Below are 16,435 nucleotides of genomic sequence, written 5' to 3'. Positions count from 1 at the left end.
AGCTAATGTGATGTCCTGATTTACCTTATGGTTTAGCACCGGGTTCGGTGGTAAGTTCAGGCAAAAGAGAACGTTTGCGTCGGCGTCCGTAAGCGGTGCCGTCGCCGGATTTCGTGGCGCAAAATCGCCGACAATATCGTGGCTGGTTCCGTTTTATTCGATGAGGAAAAGATGGCTCAACAGACTCCGTTGTATGAACAACACACGCTGTGCGGCGCTCGCATGGTGGATTTCCATGGCTGGATGATGCCGCTGCATTACGGGTCCCAGATTGATGAGCACCACGCGGTGCGCGGCGATGCAGGGATGTTCGATGTGTCGCATATGACCATCGTCGATTTCCACGGCAGCCGGATCAGAGAGTTCTTGCGCTATTTGCTGGCAAACGATGTGGCGAAGCTTACCACCCCAGGCAAAGCGCTCTACACCGGCATGCTAACCGCTTCCGCCGGCGTCATCGATGACCTGATTGTTTATTTCCTTTCTGAAGATTATTTCCGCCTCGTTGTTAACTCCGCCACTCGTGAAAAAGACCTCGCCTGGATTTCCGAACAAGCCGAACCTTACGGTCTTGAAATCACCGTTCGCGACGATCTGTCGCTGATCGCGGTGCAGGGTCCGCAGGCGAAAGCGAAGGCGGCGACGCTGTTCACCGACGCTCAGCGCCAGGCCGTGGAAGGCATGAAGCCGTTCTTCGGCGTACAGGCCGGCGACCTGTTTATCGCCACCACCGGTTATACCGGCGAAGCGGGTTATGAAATCGCTATGCCGAACGAGCAGGCGGCGGATTTCTGGCGCGGTCTGCTGGACGCCGGCGTTAAGCCGTGTGGTCTTGGCGCGCGCGATACTCTGCGCCTGGAAGCCGGGATGAACCTGTATGGCCAGGAGATGGATGAAAGCGTCTCGCCGCTGGCGGCGAACATGGGCTGGACTATCGCCTGGGAGCCCGCCGATCGTAAATTCATCGGCCGCGAAGCGCTGGAAATGCAGCGCGAAAAAGGCACCGAGCAGCTGGTTGGCCTGGTGATGACCGAGAAAGGCGTCCTGCGCGGCGGCCTGCCGGTACGTTTTACCGATAGCGACGGTAATCAAAAAGAAGGCATTATCACCAGCGGCACCTTCTCGCCGACGCTGGGCTACAGCATCGCGCTGGCTCGCGTACCGGCCGGGATTGGCGAAACCGCGGTGGTGCAAATTCGTAACCGTGAAATGCCGGTAAAAGTGACTAAACCTGGTTTTGTACGCAATGGCAAAGCCATTGTGTGATTTCCCTTTTTTGGAGATGAATTGATGAGCAACGTACCAGCAGAACTGAAATACAGCAAAGAACACGAGTGGCTGCGTAAAGAAGCGGACGGTACCTATACCGTTGGGATCACCGAGCACGCGCAGGAGCTGCTTGGCGACATGGTTTTCGTTGACCTGCCGGAAGTGGGCGCCACCGTTGAAGCGGGCGCCGATTGCGCCGTTGCCGAATCTGTGAAAGCGGCTTCTGATATCTACGCGCCGATTAGCGGTGAAATCGTTGCCGTCAACGAAGAGCTGAACGACTCTCCGGAACTGGTCAACAGCGACCCGTATGCCGACGGCTGGATCTTCAAAATCAAAGCCAGCGACGAAGCGCAGGTTGCCGCGCTGCTGGATGCCGCTGCGTATGAAGCTCTGTTAGAAGACGAATAAATGTGTGCCGGATGGCGCTGCGCTTATCCGGCCTACGAACTTTGTAGGCCCGGTAAGCGCCAGCGCCACCGGGCAATTCAGGTAAGTAGAGACAATCACGATTCACCGCACGTTTCAGGAACCATCGCTCATGACTCAGACTTTAAGTCAGCTTGAAAACCGCGACGCCTTTATTGAACGTCACATTGGCTCGGACGCTCAGCAGCAGCAAGAGATGCTGAAGACCGTCGGCGCGGATTCGCTTAACGCCCTGATTGGCCAGATTGTGCCGCAGGATATCCAGCTGGCGACCCCACCACAGGTGGGCGACGCGACTACCGAATTCGCCGCGCTGGCGGAGCTGAAGGCGATCGCCGGTCGCAACAAGCGCTTCAAGTCTTACATCGGCATGGGCTACACCGCCGTGCAGCTGCCGCCGGTCATTCAGCGCAACATGCTGGAAAACCCGGGCTGGTATACCGCCTATACCCCTTACCAGCCGGAAGTATCCCAGGGCCGTCTGGAATCACTGCTGAACTTCCAGCAGGTGACGCTGGATCTGACCGGGCTGGATATCGCTTCCGCTTCGCTGCTTGATGAAGCCACCGCCGCCGCCGAAGCGATGGCGATGGCCAAACGCGTGAGCAAACTGAAGAACGCCAACCGCTTCTTCGTTGCCGCCGACGTTCATCCACAAACGCTGGATGTGGTTCGCACCCGCGCGGAAACCTTTGGCTTCGACGTGATTGTCGATGACGCCGACAAAGTGCTCGATCACCAGGATGTCTTTGGCGTGCTGCTGCAGCAGGTTGGCACCACCGGTGAAATCCACGATTACAGTAAACTTATCGCCGAGCTGAAAGCGCGCAAAGTGATTGTCAGCGTCGCCGCTGACTTTATGGCGCTGGTGCTGCTGACGGCGCCGGGCAAGCAGGGCGCCGATATTGTCTTCGGTTCCGCTCAACGTTTCGGCGTGCCGATGGGCTATGGCGGCCCGCACGCGGCCTTCTTCGCGGCGAAAGATGAATTCAAACGCTCCATGCCGGGCCGTATTATCGGCGTATCGAAAGATGCGGCGGGTAATACCGCGCTGCGCATGGCGATGCAGACTCGCGAGCAGCATATCCGCCGCGAGAAAGCGAACTCCAACATTTGTACCTCGCAGGTTCTGCTGGCCAACATCGCCAGCCTGTACGCGGTTTTCCACGGTCCGGCGGGCCTGAAACGTATCGCTGGCCGCATTCATCGCCTGACCGACATTCTGGCCGACGGCCTGCAGAAGAAAGGGCTGAAGCTGCGCCATGCTCACTACTTCGACACCCTTTGCGTCGAAGTGGCGGATAAAGCCGCGGTGCTGGCGCGTGCCGAAGCGCTGCAGATTAACCTGCGTAGCGATATTCACGGTGCGGTTGGCATTACGCTCGATGAAGCGACCACCCGCGAAGATGTGCTGAACCTGTTCCGCGCCATCGTTGGTGACGATCACGGTTTGGATATCGATACCCTGGATAAAGACGTGGCGCTGGATAGCCGTTCGATCCCGGCGGCGATGCTGCGCGATGATGCGATCCTCACCCATCCGGTGTTTAACCGCTACCATAGCGAAACCGAGATGATGCGCTATATGCACGCGCTGGAGCGTAAAGATCTGGCGCTGAACCAGGCGATGATCCCGCTGGGCTCCTGCACCATGAAACTGAACGCCGCAGCGGAGATGATCCCGATCACCTGGCCGGAATTTGCCGAGCTGCACCCGTTCTGCCCGGTCGAGCAGGCGGAAGGTTATCATCAGATGATCGCCCAGCTTTCAGACTGGCTGGTGAAACTAACCGGCTATGACGCCGTCTGTATGCAGCCGAACTCCGGCGCGCAGGGCGAGTATGCTGGCCTGCTGGCGATTCGCCACTATCACGAGAGCCGCAACGAAGGCCATCGCGATATCTGCCTGATCCCAAGCTCCGCGCACGGCACTAACCCGGCTTCCGCGCAGATGGCGGGTATGCAGGTGGTGGTCGTTGCCTGCGACAAAAACGGCAACATCGATCTTGCCGATCTGCGTGAAAAAGCAGAGCAGGCGGGGGCGAATCTTTCCTGCATCATGGTCACCTATCCGTCGACCCACGGCGTGTATGAAGAGACCATTCGTGAAGTATGCGAGATAGTGCATCAGTTTGGCGGTCAGGTTTACCTCGATGGCGCCAACATGAACGCCCAGGTCGGGATCACTTCTCCGGGCTTTATCGGCGCTGACGTTTCGCACCTCAACCTGCATAAAACCTTCTGCATTCCGCACGGCGGCGGCGGCCCGGGTATGGGCCCTATCGGCGTGAAAGCGCACCTGGCGCCGTTTGTACCGGGCCACAGCGTGGTACAGATTGAAGGCATGCTGACCCGTCAGGGCGCGGTTTCCGCCGCGCCTTTCGGCAGCGCTTCCATTCTGCCGATCAGTTGGATGTATATCCGCATGATGGGCGCGGAAGGGCTGAAACAGGCGAGCCAGAACGCGATTCTCAACGCCAACTACATCGCTACCCGATTGAAAGATGCTTACCCGGTGCTGTATACCGGCCGCGATGGTCGCGTGGCGCACGAATGTATTCTCGATATTCGTCCGCTGAAAGAAGAGACCGGCATTAGCGAGCTGGATATTGCTAAACGCCTGATCGACTTTGGTTTCCATGCGCCGACCATGTCCTTCCCGGTCGCCGGGACGCTGATGGTTGAGCCGACAGAATCGGAAAGCAAGGTAGAGCTGGACCGCTTTATTGACGCCATGCTGGCGATCCGTGCGGAAATCGATCGCGTTAAAGCCGGTGAATGGCCGCTGGAAGATAACCCGCTGGTGAACGCGCCGCACACCCAGGGCGAGCTGGTTGGCGAGTGGAACCATCCGTACAGCCGCGAGCTGGCGGTATTCCCGGCTGGGTTGCACAACAAGTACTGGCCGACGGTGAAACGCCTGGATGACGTGTATGGCGACCGTAACCTGTTCTGCTCCTGCGTCCCGATGAGCGAATACCAGTAAGTGGCGAATTAGCTAAACTTTTAAAGGCGCTGCGGCGCCTTTATTTTTTGGAGGAAAGGTATGGCGATAGCTCTGATTAGCGGCGCGAGCCGCGGCATAGGCCGGGCGACGGCGCTGCTGCTGGCGCAGGAAGGGTATACCATCGCGGTCAATTACCATCACAACATTAAAGCCGCCACCGAAGTGGTCAATACCATAGTTGAATCTGGCGGCAAAGCCACGGCGCTGCGGGCGGATATCAGCGATGAAGCGCAGGTGATGGCGATGTTTGAGGCGGTTGACCGCATGGGCGAACCGCTGACGGCGTTGGTCAACAACGCCGGGATCCTGTTTACCCAATGTACGGTGGAGAGCCTGAGCGCCGAGCGTATTAACCGCGTGCTGGCCACCAACGTCACCGGATACTTTCTTTGCTGTCGCGAGGCGGTCAAGCGCATGTCGCATCGGCATGGCGGCAAGGGCGGGGCGATAGTTAACGTTTCGTCGGCGGCCTCGCGCCTTGGCGCGCCGGGAGAGTACGTTGACTATGCCGCGTCGAAAGGGGCGGTAGATACCCTGACCACCGGGCTGGCGCTGGAAGTGGCGGCGCAGGGGATTCGGGTAAACGGCGTGCGTCCGGGGCTGATTTATACCGAGATGCACGCCTCCGGCGGCGAACCGGGACGCGTGGACCGGGTGAAAAGTTCGCTACCGATGCAGCGCGGCGGCCAGCCGGAAGAGGTCGCTCAGGCCATTGCCTGGCTGCTGAGCGACAAAGCGTCGTATGTGACGGGTAGCTTCCTCGAACTGGCGGGCGGTAAATAACCCTGGCCATCGTTCAATAGCCCGGCGGCGCAGCGCGAGCCGGGGAAACCTTCCCGGATGGCGGCTACGCCTTATCCGGGCTACCCAACAACGCGAGCCGGGTAACCCGACGGTCTACCAGGAGGCCAGCCATAGCCTAAGGCGCATTTCCCAACTGCTGGTCCAGCCGGTGGTAACCGACTTCACCTCGCCTTGAGAAATGAACACCAGCGTTGGCGTCACCTGGATATCCCACTGCCGGGCCAGCTGGCCGCTCGGATCATTTACCGTCGGCAGCGCCATTTTCTTCCTGGTCAGCCACTTCTCCAGCGCGGCGTTATCGCCGGAACGCAGGGCTACCGTCAGCACATTGCCGCCATCGGCGGCAAGCGATGCCACCGACGGTGTGGTATAGCGACAGACTCCGCACCAGGTCGCCCAGACGTACAGCAGCAGCGGCTTTTGCTGGCTCATGGCGTTCAGATCCAGCGTTCTGCCGTCGCGTGTCTGCAGCGATGTGGCGCTGAAGTTTTGCGGCAGCGTGGGCTGGCGAAAATAATCCACCGCCAGGCTCACCGCCGCGCCAATCAGCAGCCACACCGCCAGCTCGCGTAGCCAGCGCCTGAGTTTACTGGCCACGGGCTTTCGCCAGCTGCTCTTTCACCAGCCCCTCCAGGTCTTCAGCAGGGATCGCGCCGGCGACCATCTGATCGCCGATGATGGTCGCCGGGGTGCCCTGAATATTCAGCACCTGCGACAAAATCAGGTTCATCTTCAGCGAATCCATGGTTTTGTCATCAATATTCACGCTATCGGTGGCGGTTTTCTTCTGCGCGGCGGCGATGCTGGCGTCATCGTGATAGCCTTTTTTCGCCATCAGCCGCTGATGCAGCGCCCAGAATTTATCGGGCTGCTGACGCCAGGTGGAGAGCGCGGCTTTAGCGGCATTCACCGAACTCTGCCCTTTAAACGGCAGCAGCTTAACGATGAGCTGGATGTCCGGATTATCGTGGACGATTTTTTCCAGCATCGGATCAAACTGTTTGCAGTAAGGGCAGTTGTAATCGGTAAACGAGACGATCGTGAGCTTCGGCGCTTTCGCGCCGGTGCGCTGGCTATTCGGATCGTTAAACAGCAGTTGGGCTAACTGGTCATTACCGTTCGATTGTGGTTCTTCCTCCGGGGCGGCGAAGCTGAAGGCCGATACGCACAGCAGCAATAAGGCGGTGATAGCTCTCATGTTATTTTCCTTTAGCGGCGGACAGGGTGGCGAGAAGTTGTTCGCGGTCTAACAGCGCAGGCAGAATCTGTCCCTGCGGCAATCCCGGTCCGTAAATCTGGTTAAACGGCACCGCGGCGCTGCCGCGAGCGGTTAAAAACTGACTAATGTCGGCGGAGGGGCGGCTCCAGTCGCCACGTAAGGCGACCAAGTCTGGTTCTGATAGCGCCTGCTGGACGTCGTCGCGCAGCAGCACGTTGTATTTATTGGCTTTACAGGTCACGCACCAGTCGGCGGTGACATCAATAAATACCCGTTTATGCTCCGCCAGGGCGTTAGCGATAGCCTGCTCGCTGAGCGGCTGCCAGTTAACCCGGTCGCGACGCGGGCCCTGGCCGTCCTGTTGTGCGACAAAGGCGACGGCGCCCGCTACCACGATGGCCAGAGCGCCCGCTCGCAGCGCCGTACGCCAGCGGTAGCGCCAGACGGTGGCCAGGAGCAGGACGATGGCCAGAATCACCAGCAGGGTAAGCACCGGCGTACGGCCGATGTGGATCGTCAACAGGCTGACCAGCCATAGCGCTGAGCCAAGCATCATCAACCCCAGCACCACCCGCAGATGATTCATCCAGCGGCCTGGACGTGGAAGTCGTTGCGCCAGACCCGGCCAGGCGACGATAAGCAGCCACGGCAGGCTCATGCCGATCCCCATGGCGAAGAAAATCCCCCACAACAGCGGCAGCGGCGCCACTAGCGCCACCGAAACGGCGGTACCGAGGAACGGCGCGGTACAGGGCGTCGCCAGCAGGGTGGCGAAGGCGCCCTGCCAGAAATGGCCCATTAAGCCGTTGCCGCCGCGGGTGGCGAGGAAGGTACTGGCGCTGGAGGAGAGACGGATTTCGAACAGCCCTAATAAACTGGCGCTGAACAGCACCATCACCAGCGCCATCGCGCCGATAAACCACGGGTTCTGGAACTGGATCCCCCAGCCGAGCGCCTGATTGCCTAAGCGTAGCGCGGTCATCATCAGCGCCAGCGCCAGGAAGGAGACGACGATCCCGCATACCGAGGCGAGGAACTGCCGCCGCACCGCGCCGCGTTCGCGACGTTCGGTTTGCACCAGCGAGCCGAGTTTCATCGCCAGCACCGGCAGCACGCACGGCATTACATTGAGGATTAGCCCGCCGGCCAGCGCCATCAGCAGCACCCAGCCTAACGCCAGCCCCGGCGCGGCGCTGCCGGCGGCGATGGCGATTTGGCTTTCCTGCGCCTGACCGCTATCGGCCAGCACCAGCGACAGCGTCTTACCGCTGAGTTCCGGCGCCGCTTCGCCCCAGCTATCGGTGACCGGTACGGTGGCAGTCAACGTATCGCCGCGGCTGGTAAAACTCGGCTTGCCGAAATCGACATCCTCCATGCTGTCAATAAACAGCGCTGGCTGCTGCCAACCGGCATCGCGGCGGGCGGTTACCGTCAGCTTACCGCTGACGTAGCTGGCGCTAAGCGCCGAGGTGAGACCGTCGCGCAGGGGCAGCGTGCCCATCGCGCGGGTGAAATCGTAATTAAATTGCTCCCCCGCCGGAGCCGTCATATCCAGCGAAAAGGGGTAGTCAGTGAGAATACAGACATTGCTGCAGGTAGAGAGCGTCAGTACGCCGCTAAGCGTCGGCGGTATTTGGCCGCGCAGGGTCATCGGGAAGCTAACGTCGCCGTGATACCCCTGAGTGGAAATACCCGCGACGTCGAAGCGTTGCGGCGTCGGCCAGCGCCAGTTCACCTCCAGCGGCGTGCGCCAGGTGATAGCCGGCGCGATGCCGCCTTCGCCCGGCGAACGCCAGTAGGTTTTCCAGCCCTTTTCCAGCGCTACGTCTAAAAGCAGGCGGGTGTCGCCATTGCTTTCGCTTTGCGCCCGCAGGCGCACGCTGGCGTGTTGATTGTCGGCGACATGCAGCCAGCCGCTATCGGCGGCCTGGCTGACGGGCAGCCATAGCCAAAGCAGGCAGACCAGCAGTCGCCTGAATACCATAAACATAAATTTTCTCCGTAAGTAATAAATTAACCTGAGCTGTCAGGAGAATTAATCACTCACGGAAGACGCATAATCGTAGATGCACCCGCAATCGGGGAGGTGAAATGACGCGGGGAGGCCAGATTCGCTCGATGCGCGGCGGGATGGCCGCCAGCACCGCCAGCAGCAGAGCGATCGCTAATAGCGCCCCTTCAAACAGCATCGGCGGAACGGCCATCAGCGACTTGGCGCTGAGTTCGCAGGGGGAAACCGGCGCCTCGGCATTATCTGGGCCAGGTTGAGCGGATTGGCTGGCGGCCGTGACGTTCATCACCAACGCATGCATCCCCGCCATTCTCTGGGCGGTGCAGATCAGCACCACCAGGCAGGCAAGGAGTACAAGAAGAATGGCTTTGCGTTGTCGCTTAATCATGGTCGCCTCAAATATTCACGAGGCCTATCTTATCGGGCGAACGCGTTTTAGCAATGGTAAAGCTGTAAAGAAGTGTCTGGCGGATAAGTGATTTGCCCCCTCCCGGCCGGGAGAGGGCGGTTAATTACAGATTCTCGCCGTTGCTGGCGATGACTTCTTTGTACCAGTTAAAGCTCTTCTTGCGCGAGCGGGACATGTCGCCGGTGCCGTCGTCGTGTTTATTGACGTAGATGAAGCCGTAGCGTTTGCTGTACTGGCCGGTGGTGAAGGAGACGCAGTCGATGCAGCCCCATGGGGTATAACCCATCAGATCAACGCCGTCATAAGTCACCGCTTTTATCATCTCTTCGACGTGGGCGCGCAGATAATCGATGCGGTAGTCATCGTTGATGCTGCCGTCGGCTTCTACTTTGTCGTAGGCGCCAAAGCCGTTTTCCACGATAAACAGCGGCTTCTGGTAGCGCTCATACAGTTCGCACAGGGCGTAGCGCAGGCCAACCGGGTCAATCTGCCAGCCCCAGTCGGAGGCTTTAACGTGCGGGTTCGGCACGCTACCTTCGAAGCCGGAAATGGCATCGCCGGTGCCGCCTTCGGCTTTCACCGCGTTGGTCATGTAGTAGCTGAAGCCGAGATAGGCGCAGGTGCCTTCACGCAGGATCTGCGCGTCGCCGTCTTCCATCTTGATGTTGAAGCCGCGGCGTTCCCATTCATTCAACACATAGCTCGGGTAGTAACCGCGCAGCTGGACATCGGTAAAGACATAGCGTTCGCGCATCGACTCCTGGGCAAACATGACATCTTCCGGTTTGCAGGAGTAAGGGTAGAGGGCGACCATTGCCAGCATGCAGCCGACCTGCATTTCCGGGTTGATGCGCCGCGCCGCTTTCACCGCCAGCGCGCTGGCGACGAACTGGTGATGCAGCACCTGGTACATGGTCTCTTCCGGGTTTTCATGCTCGGTATAGACCACGCCGGAACAGCAGTAGCCGAACAGCGGCGCGCGCCAGTTACGCTGGTTATTGATCTCGTTAAAGGTCATCCAGTATTTCACTTTGTGCTTATAGCGCTCAAAGACGACTTCGGCGAAGCGCACAAAGAAATCGACCACTTTACGGTTGGTCCAACCGCCATAATGCTGGACCAGATGCAGCGGCATTTCAAAGTGGGAAAGGGTGATCACCGGCTCGATGTTGTACTTCAGCAGTTCATCAAACATGTCATCGTAGAATTTCAACCCTTCTTCATTCGGCTGAGTTTCGTCGCCCTGCGGGAAGATGCGGGTCCAGGCAATAGAGGTGCGGAAGCATTTGAAACCCATCTCGGCGAACAGTTTGATGTCTTCTTTGTAGTGGCCGTAAAAATCAACCGCTTCATGATTAGGGTAATATTTACCTGCCTCGACCTGTTGGGTGATTTCGCGCGGCACGCCGTGCGCCCCGCCGGTTAAAACGTCGCAGATGCTGGGGCCTTTGCCGCCTTTATTCCAGCCGCCTTCAACCTGATGCGCGGCGACAGCGCCGCCCCACAAAAAGTCTTTTGGAAGAGTCAATTTTTTCATCTTTGCTAATCTCTATGAATAACTATTGCGATTGAGTCTAGCAAAGCGAAATTGAATGTCACGATATAACAAATTCCGCTAAAGGTAATATGTTACATCGGAAAAACAGGCTGTTATTTTTAGCCGATTTTGCGCGCTAATTTACGCCCCAGGGTTTCGAGAATATATATCACCGGGATCTGCGTTGTAATATCGTAAACGCCGCCGATGCGCGTTTGCGGCACGTGCCAGGAGAGATTGAAATCAGCCAGTTTTGCCAGCCGCGAATGCTCATGGCTGGTAATCGACATCACCTTGCAGTGATGCAGACTGAACTGGCTGGCAAAGCGAAGAATCTCTTCGGTTTCGCCGGAGACGGAAAGCACAATCGCCAGCGCATTGCGGGCCATGTCATTGGTGACCGGGAAATAAGGATCGTCAATATGGTTGCTGAATTTCCCGACGTTGGAAAAGAAGCGAGCGCCATATTTCGCCAGTGCGCCAGAGGTACCGGCGCCGACGAAAATAATACGTTCGGAGGACAGAATAATATCGACGGCCTGTTCGAGCAATTGATCGAACTCGTCATTATTGACGCTTTTAAAAAAGCTCATTATTTCGCTGGCGCCGATATTTGCCTGTTGAGGCTCATTCTGCTCAAGATATAATTTAAAACGTACGCGAAATTCAGAGTAGCCCTCGCACTGCAGTTTGCGGCAGAAGCGCAACACGGTGGTGGTGGAGACCCCGGCGGCCTCGGCCAGTTCGCGAATAGTCATGTACATCACTTTGTCACGATTCTTAATGACGTAGTGGTAGACCATCATCTCAAGATTATTGAGACTAGCGACAGCGGCGTGGGAGAACATACTCACAGTGGCGAACTCACAATTCATAAAGACCAGGACGGAATTATATCATGCAGGCTAATGACATTACCTTTTTTCAGCGTTTTCAGGACGACATCCTCGCCGGGCGCAAAACGATCACCATTCGCGATGCGGCGGAGTCGCACTTTAAGCCCGGTGACGTGCTGCGCGTCGGACGCTATGAAGATGACGGCTACTTCTGCACTATCGCCGTTACCGCGACCTCGACGGTGACCCTCGACACGCTAACTGAACAGCATGCTCAACAGGAGAATATGACCCTCGAACAACTGCGGCAGGTCATCAATGAAATCTATCCTGCGGAAGATCGGTTTTATGTTATTGAATTCAAACGTCTTTAAATAAAACCAGCACAACTGTTAGTTGAAATATTATTGTAACACTATGATTTTAATGTGTTTACAAATATACATCGTTTTATTTTAGCTAACAGGTGTTCACTGGAATCATTCTCAGTTAACCTAAGTGGGCAATGAAAGCGTTCTTGTTTTCACGGAGTCAAAATATGGTTCGCAAACCATTAATCACTCAGGGATATTCTCTGGCAGAGGAAGTTGCCAACAGCATCAGTCACGGGATCGGGCTGGTGTTCGGTATTGTCGGCCTTGTGTTGCTGCTGGTGCAGGCGGTAGACACGAACGCCAGCGCGACGGCGATCACCAGCTACAGCCTGTACGGCGGCAGTATGATTATGCTGTTCCTCGCTTCCACGCTCTATCACGCTATCCCGCATCAGCGGGCGAAACAGTGGCTGAAGAAATTCGACCACTGCGCCATCTACTTGCTGATTGCCGGAACCTACACGCCATTTTTGCTGGTGGGATTGAATTCGCCGCTGGCAAAGGGGTTGATGATTGTCATCTGGAGCCTGGCGCTACTGGGGATCCTGTTTAAGCTGACTATCGCGCACCGCTTTAAAATTTTGTCGCTGGTGACCTATCTGACGATGGGCTGGCTGTCGCTTATCGTAGTCTATCAACTGGCGGTGAAGCTGGCGGTGGGCGGCGTAACGTTGCTGGCGGTTGGCGGGGTGGTGTACTCGCTGGGGGTCATCTTCTACGTCTGCAAACGTATTCCTTATAACCACGCTATCTGGCACGGCTTCGTGCTCGGCGGCAGCGTGTGTCATTTCCTGGCGATTTATCTTTACGTCGGCCAGTCCTGATTAAACTTCCACGGTGGCGCTGCGCTTACCGTGGCTACGATATTCTGCGGCCTGGAAATTCCACGGTGGCGCTGCGCTTACCGTGGCTACGATATTCTGCGGTCTGGAAATTCCACGGTGGCGCTACGCTTACCGTGGTGACGATATTCTGCGGCCTGGAAATTCCACGGTGGCGCTGCGCTTACCGTGGCTACGATGCTCTGCGGCCTGTAAATTCCACGGTGGCGCTGCGCTTACCGTGGCTACAATATTCTGCGGCCTGGTAGCCCGGCTGAGGCGCAAGCGCCGCAAGCCGGGAACTGTTCCTTAATCTTCTTCCAGCGAATACGGCAATGGCTTGATGCTCAGGCTGCCGGCATCGTCACGCACGCGGAACACGCTGTCCGGTTCCATATCGTTATTCATCACCACCTGGACCATCAGGCTTCCGTCATCCAACTGTACGGCTGCCAGCACCGTACCGGTGCGGCGCCAGTTGTCGCCCATTTTCAGCTCCAGATCTTCCCCGGCTTCCGGCACCCGGCTGGCGGTACCCGCCAGCGTCCACAACGCGCGTTTATTGGCGCCGCGGAATTTCGCCCGGGCGACCATTTCCTGGCCGGTGTAGCAGCCTTTCTTGAAGCTGATACCGCCCAACGCCTGCAGGTTGGTCGCCTGCGGAATGAACTGCGCGCTGTTTACGCTGTCGATAACCGGCAGACCGGCCTCGATGTTCAGCGCCAGCCACTGCTGACTGTTGTTAAGTTGCGCTTCGCCGCGCAGCGCGTCCGTCACCCGGTTGGCGGTGTCGGCATCGGTCACCAGCAGGAAGCGTTCGGCAGGGTGTTCAAACCACAGCAGGCTGGTCACGCCTTCGGTGACCACCGGTTTACCAGCGTCCGGCAGCGCGGCGAACAATGGAGCCAGCGCGGCGCGCGCCTGGAAACCGGCAACGCCCAGCAGGACCAGATCGTCGTTTGCGGCGATGGTGACTTTGGAGAAGACGGCATATTTTTTCAGTTCGGTCAGCTGCGCTTCGCGCAGGCTGCGGCGCTCAATCCACGCGAAACCGCCGTCGCGGTGGAAGACGCGCAGGTTGCTCCACATTTTGCCTTTGGCATCACAGTGCGCGGCAAGCAGATGCCGATCGGCGGTTAAATGGCTGACATCGGCGGTGATCTGCCCCTGCAGATACTTCTCGCCATCCGGACCGGTAATCGTCGCCAGCGCCCAATCATCCAGCGTCATCAGCGTTAACGGCAGACGAGCGGAAGAAGAAGGCTGACGCGGAGGAAAAGGTGTAAAAGCCATAGTCATATCCTGAATAGCTTAACGCAGAGTGAATGACTAATGGTAAAAGAGCTATGGTGCAATGCAAGCGCTTTCGGCAAGCCATTTGTGCCCTCCGGATGCGGTGAATAGCCAACCGGATGTTGGGCTTTTATGGAATGCTGCTCGCACAAGGCGATATTACTGTAAAGTAAGTGCCTAAAAAGGGTTAAACTAAGCTATATCTTGATGCTGGAAGGACAACATGGACATTAACAACAAAGCTCGCATCCACTGGGCATGCCGCCGCGGTATGCGCGAACTCGATATCTCCATCATGCCGTTTTTCGAGTATGAGTACGACACGCTCAGCGATGACGATAAGCGTCTGTTCATCCGTTTGCTGGAGAACGATGATCCGGATCTGTTTAACTGGCTGATGAATCACGGCAAGCCGGCAGATGCACAATTACAACGGATGATTAATTTAATCCAGACTCGGAATCGGGAACGTGGTCCTGTGGCAATCTGATTTACGTATTTCCTGGCGTTCGCAGTGGTTCTCGCTGCTGCTGCACGGGGTGGTGGCGGCGATAGTGCTGCTCATGCCCTGGCCGTTAAGCTACACCCCGATTTGGCTCCTGTTGCTATCGCTGGTGGTGTTTGACTGCGTGCGCAGCCAGCGGCGGATCCACGCCTGCCAGGGAGAAATTAAGCTGTTGATCGATTCCCGTTTACGGTGGCAAAAAACGGAATGGGATATCGTCGGGACGCCATGGGTTATCAGCAGCGGTATGCTGCTGCGCCTGAAGCATGCGGAAACCGGTCGTAGCCAGCATTTGTGGGTGGCGGCGGATAGCATGGATGCGGGAGAATGGCGGGATTTGCGCCGGCTGGTGCTGCAAAAGCCGGCGCACGACTAATTATGGGTCAGGCGAAGTGCTCCGCCATTTCGCCGAGGATCTGCTCGCACCAGTTCTGGATGCGCTCATCGCTCAGGTCGTATTGATTGGTTTCATCCAGCGCCAGGCCGACAAACAATTGGCCATCGGCGATAACCGGTTTCGGGCTGGTGAACTCATAGCCCTCGGTTGGCCAGTAGCCGACAAACTTCACGCCTTTGGTCGCCAGCTTATCGTGCAGCATCCCCAGTGCGTCAAGGAACCATTCGCCGTAACCAAGCTGATCGCCCATGCCGTACAGCGCGACGATTTTGCCATTCAGATCTAAGGCGTCGAGCTGTTCCCAGACCGCTTCCCAGTCTTCCTGAATTTCGCCGAAATCCCAGGTCGGGATGCCGAGGATCAGCACATCGTACTGGCTCATCAGCGCGGGGGAGTCATCTTTCAGATTATGCAGCGTCACCAGCTCGGGGCCGATGATATCGCGGATTTTTTCCGCGGCCATTTCGGTGTAGCAGGTACTGGAGCCGTAAAAAAGACCTATATTCATCGCGTAAACGTCTCAATTCTTGCCGTGAATTGCGCCCAGTGTACCAGAAAGGCGGCCTCTTAAGGCATAATGAGGGTGTATAACGAACAAAGAGGCCGATGTGAAACAGGATCTGGCACAAATTGAACAGTTTCTCGATGCCCTTTGGCTGGAGCGTAATCTGGCGGAGAACACGCTCAGCGCCTATCGTCGCGATTTGACGATGCTCGTGGAGTGGCTGCATCATCGCGGGCTGTCGCTGGCGAGCGTCGGCAGCGACGATTTACAGGCGCTGCTGGCCGAGCGGCAAACCGGCGGCTACAAAGCGACCAGTACCGCACGGCTGCTTAGCGCCGTGCGCCGGTTCTTCCAGCATCTGTACCGGGAGAAAATCCGCCCGGACGATCCCAGCGCGCTGCTGGCTTCGCCGAAGCTGCCCCAGCGGCTGCCGAAAGATCTCAGCGAGGCGCAGGTTGAGCGTTTGCTGCAGGCGCCGCTGGTGGAGCAGCCGCTGGAGTTGCGCGATAAGGCGATGCTGGAAGTGCTGTATGCCACCGGTCTGCGCGTCTCGGAGTTGGTCGGCCTGACGATGAGCGATATCAGCCTGCGACAGGGCGTACTGCGGGTCATTGGTAAAGGCAACAAAGAGCGGCTGGTACCGCTGGGCGAAGAGGCGGTGTCATGGGTAGAAAATTACCTTGAATACGGCCGCCCGTGGCTGCTGAACGGCGTGGCTTCGGATGTGCTTTTCCCCAGCCAGCGCGCGCAGCAGATGACGCGCCAGACCTTCTGGCACCGCATTAAACACTATGCCGTACTGGCGGGGATCGACAGCGCGAAGCTCTCCCCGCACGTCTTGCGTCATGCGTTCGCCACGCATTTGCTCAACCATGGCGCCGATTTACGCGTGGTGCAGATGCTGTTAGGACACAGCGATCTCTCCACCACGCAGATCTACACCCACGTGGCGACCGAACGTTTACGACAACTTCATCAACAGCATCACCCGCGGGCGTGAGCGCTGAATAAAAGGACTG

The 16,435-nt window shown here is 57.7% G+C and carries 17 protein-coding genes; 9 read left to right on the top strand and 8 right to left on the bottom strand.

The features are described 5' to 3' along the window. The first annotated feature begins 171 nt into the window (after positions 1-171). The 4 genes from gcvT to PGR79_RS06485 all read left to right on the top strand — a co-directional run bounded on the left by gcvT (position 172) and on the right by PGR79_RS06485 (position 5,488). Positions 172-1,266, top strand: coding sequence for a glycine cleavage system aminomethyltransferase GcvT (gene gcvT / locus PGR79_RS06500; RefSeq protein ID WP_430921289.1), 1,095 nt, complete (start codon positions 172-174; stop codon positions 1,264-1,266). A 24-nt stretch (positions 1,267-1,290) separates the two neighbouring features. After that, complete coding sequence (gcvH, locus tag PGR79_RS06495; RefSeq protein WP_015369780.1) at positions 1,291-1,680, top strand: glycine cleavage system protein GcvH; 390 nt, start codon at positions 1,291-1,293, stop codon at positions 1,678-1,680. Between the two features lie 130 nt (positions 1,681-1,810). Then, positions 1,811-4,684, top strand: coding sequence for an aminomethyl-transferring glycine dehydrogenase (gcvP, locus tag PGR79_RS06490; RefSeq protein WP_087859757.1), 2,874 nt, complete (start codon positions 1,811-1,813; stop codon positions 4,682-4,684). Positions 4,685-4,744: 60 nt separating this feature from the next. Continuing rightward, positions 4,745-5,488, top strand: coding sequence for an SDR family oxidoreductase (locus tag PGR79_RS06485; protein ID WP_430921286.1), 744 nt, complete (start codon positions 4,745-4,747; stop codon positions 5,486-5,488). Between the two features lie 114 nt (positions 5,489-5,602). Here the strand turns inward: PGR79_RS06485 and PGR79_RS06480 are convergent, their stop codons facing one another. The 6 genes from PGR79_RS06480 to PGR79_RS06455 all read right to left on the bottom strand — a co-directional run bounded on the left by PGR79_RS06480 (position 5,603) and on the right by PGR79_RS06455 (position 11,533). Next, positions 5,603-6,106, bottom strand: coding sequence for a protein disulfide oxidoreductase (locus tag PGR79_RS06480; protein WP_430921284.1), 504 nt, complete (start codon positions 6,104-6,106; stop codon positions 5,603-5,605). Continuing rightward, positions 6,096-6,707, bottom strand: coding sequence for a DsbA family protein (locus PGR79_RS06475; RefSeq protein ID WP_430921282.1), 612 nt, complete (start codon positions 6,705-6,707; stop codon positions 6,096-6,098). The genes PGR79_RS06480 and PGR79_RS06475 overlap by 11 nt, the downstream gene beginning before the upstream one ends. Before the next feature lies 1 nt (position 6,708). Next, positions 6,709-8,718, bottom strand: a complete 2,010-nt coding sequence (locus tag PGR79_RS06470; RefSeq protein ID WP_087859753.1) for a protein-disulfide reductase DsbD family protein — start codon at positions 8,716-8,718, stop codon at positions 6,709-6,711. Positions 8,719-8,767: 49 nt separating this feature from the next. Then, positions 8,768-9,127, bottom strand: a complete 360-nt coding sequence (locus PGR79_RS06465) for a copper resistance protein (protein ID WP_015369786.1) — start codon at positions 9,125-9,127, stop codon at positions 8,768-8,770. Between the two features lie 124 nt (positions 9,128-9,251). Continuing rightward, a complete protein-coding gene (bglA, locus tag PGR79_RS06460; protein ID WP_087859752.1) occupies positions 9,252-10,685 on the bottom strand; it encodes a 6-phospho-beta-glucosidase BglA in 1,434 nt (477 codons plus the stop codon). Positions 10,686-10,804: 119 nt separating this feature from the next. Then, positions 10,805-11,533: a MurR/RpiR family transcriptional regulator gene (locus tag PGR79_RS06455; protein ID WP_087859751.1), complete on the bottom strand. Its 729-nt coding sequence runs from the start codon at positions 11,531-11,533 to the stop codon at positions 10,805-10,807. 50 nt (positions 11,534-11,583) lie between these two features. Here PGR79_RS06455 and yqfB point away from each other — a divergent pair, with 50 nt between their 5' ends. Both yqfB and trhA read left to right on the top strand, forming a co-directional pair. Further along, on the top strand, positions 11,584-11,895 hold the full coding sequence (gene yqfB, locus PGR79_RS06450) for a N(4)-acetylcytidine aminohydrolase (RefSeq protein ID WP_316424748.1): 312 nt from the start codon (positions 11,584-11,586) through the stop codon (positions 11,893-11,895). Positions 11,896-12,059: 164 nt separating this feature from the next. After that, positions 12,060-12,719, top strand: coding sequence for a PAQR family membrane homeostasis protein TrhA (gene trhA / locus PGR79_RS06445; protein ID WP_008806429.1), 660 nt, complete (start codon positions 12,060-12,062; stop codon positions 12,717-12,719). Positions 12,720-13,025: 306 nt separating this feature from the next. Here trhA and ygfZ read toward each other — a convergent pair whose 3' ends face one another. Then, entirely contained in the window at positions 13,026-14,009 is a 984-nt protein-coding gene (gene ygfZ / locus PGR79_RS06440; RefSeq protein ID WP_087859750.1) for a tRNA-modifying protein YgfZ, read from the bottom strand. Positions 14,010-14,232: 223 nt separating this feature from the next. Between ygfZ and sdhE the strand changes: the two genes are divergently transcribed. Both sdhE and PGR79_RS06430 read left to right on the top strand, forming a co-directional pair. Next, positions 14,233-14,499, top strand: coding sequence for an FAD assembly factor SdhE (sdhE, locus tag PGR79_RS06435; RefSeq protein WP_015369791.1), 267 nt, complete (start codon positions 14,233-14,235; stop codon positions 14,497-14,499). Then, positions 14,480-14,890, top strand: a complete 411-nt coding sequence (locus PGR79_RS06430) for a protein YgfX (RefSeq protein ID WP_015369792.1) — start codon at positions 14,480-14,482, stop codon at positions 14,888-14,890. Before sdhE ends, PGR79_RS06430 begins: the two co-directional genes overlap by 20 nt. A gap of 7 nt (positions 14,891-14,897) precedes the next feature. On the opposite strand, the gene fldB is transcribed toward PGR79_RS06430, so the two are convergent. Then, positions 14,898-15,419: a flavodoxin FldB gene (fldB, locus tag PGR79_RS06425; RefSeq protein WP_015369793.1), complete on the bottom strand. Its 522-nt coding sequence runs from the start codon at positions 15,417-15,419 to the stop codon at positions 14,898-14,900. 100 nt (positions 15,420-15,519) lie between these two features. Here fldB and xerD point away from each other — a divergent pair, with 100 nt between their 5' ends. Continuing rightward, positions 15,520-16,416 (top strand): site-specific tyrosine recombinase XerD, encoded by an 897-nt coding sequence (gene xerD / locus PGR79_RS06420; RefSeq protein ID WP_113373021.1) that lies wholly within the window; start codon positions 15,520-15,522, stop codon positions 16,414-16,416. Positions 16,417-16,435 lie beyond the last annotated feature (19 nt).

It is taken from the genome of Klebsiella sp. 141161 (assembly GCF_050600815.1).
Lineage (GTDB): Bacteria > Pseudomonadota > Gammaproteobacteria > Enterobacterales > Enterobacteriaceae > Klebsiella > Klebsiella aerogenes.
Note: the sequence above shows the minus strand (reverse complement) of the source record. Positions and strands in the feature narration are given on the sequence as shown.

Excerpts from the sequence above, each read along its gene's own strand:
- sdhE (WP_015369791.1), top strand. The coding sequence starts at position 14,233 with ATGGACATTAACAACAAAGCTCGCATCCACTGGGCATGCCGCCGCGGT.
- fldB (WP_015369793.1), bottom strand. The coding sequence starts at position 15,419 with ATGAATATAGGTCTTTTTTACGGCTCCAGTACCTGCTACACCGAAATG.
- PGR79_RS06465 (WP_015369786.1), bottom strand. The coding sequence starts at position 9,127 with ATGATTAAGCGACAACGCAAAGCCATTCTTCTTGTACTCCTTGCCTGC.
- gcvP (WP_087859757.1), top strand. The coding sequence starts at position 1,811 with ATGACTCAGACTTTAAGTCAGCTTGAAAACCGCGACGCCTTTATTGAA.
- trhA (WP_008806429.1), top strand. The coding sequence starts at position 12,060 with ATGGTTCGCAAACCATTAATCACTCAGGGATATTCTCTGGCAGAGGAA.
- PGR79_RS06475 (WP_430921282.1), bottom strand. The coding sequence starts at position 6,707 with ATGAGAGCTATCACCGCCTTATTGCTGCTGTGCGTATCGGCCTTCAGC.
- yqfB (WP_316424748.1), top strand. The coding sequence starts at position 11,584 with ATGCAGGCTAATGACATTACCTTTTTTCAGCGTTTTCAGGACGACATC.
- gcvT (WP_430921289.1), top strand. The coding sequence starts at position 172 with ATGGCTCAACAGACTCCGTTGTATGAACAACACACGCTGTGCGGCGCT.
- bglA (WP_087859752.1), bottom strand. The coding sequence starts at position 10,685 with ATGAAAAAATTGACTCTTCCAAAAGACTTTTTGTGGGGCGGCGCTGTC.
- gcvH (WP_015369780.1), top strand. The coding sequence starts at position 1,291 with ATGAGCAACGTACCAGCAGAACTGAAATACAGCAAAGAACACGAGTGG.
- ygfZ (WP_087859750.1), bottom strand. The coding sequence starts at position 14,009 with ATGGCTTTTACACCTTTTCCTCCGCGTCAGCCTTCTTCTTCCGCTCGT.
- PGR79_RS06455 (WP_087859751.1), bottom strand. The coding sequence starts at position 11,533 with ATGTTCTCCCACGCCGCTGTCGCTAGTCTCAATAATCTTGAGATGATG.
- PGR79_RS06470 (WP_087859753.1), bottom strand. The coding sequence starts at position 8,718 with ATGTTTATGGTATTCAGGCGACTGCTGGTCTGCCTGCTTTGGCTATGG.
- PGR79_RS06485 (WP_430921286.1), top strand. The coding sequence starts at position 4,745 with ATGGCGATAGCTCTGATTAGCGGCGCGAGCCGCGGCATAGGCCGGGCG.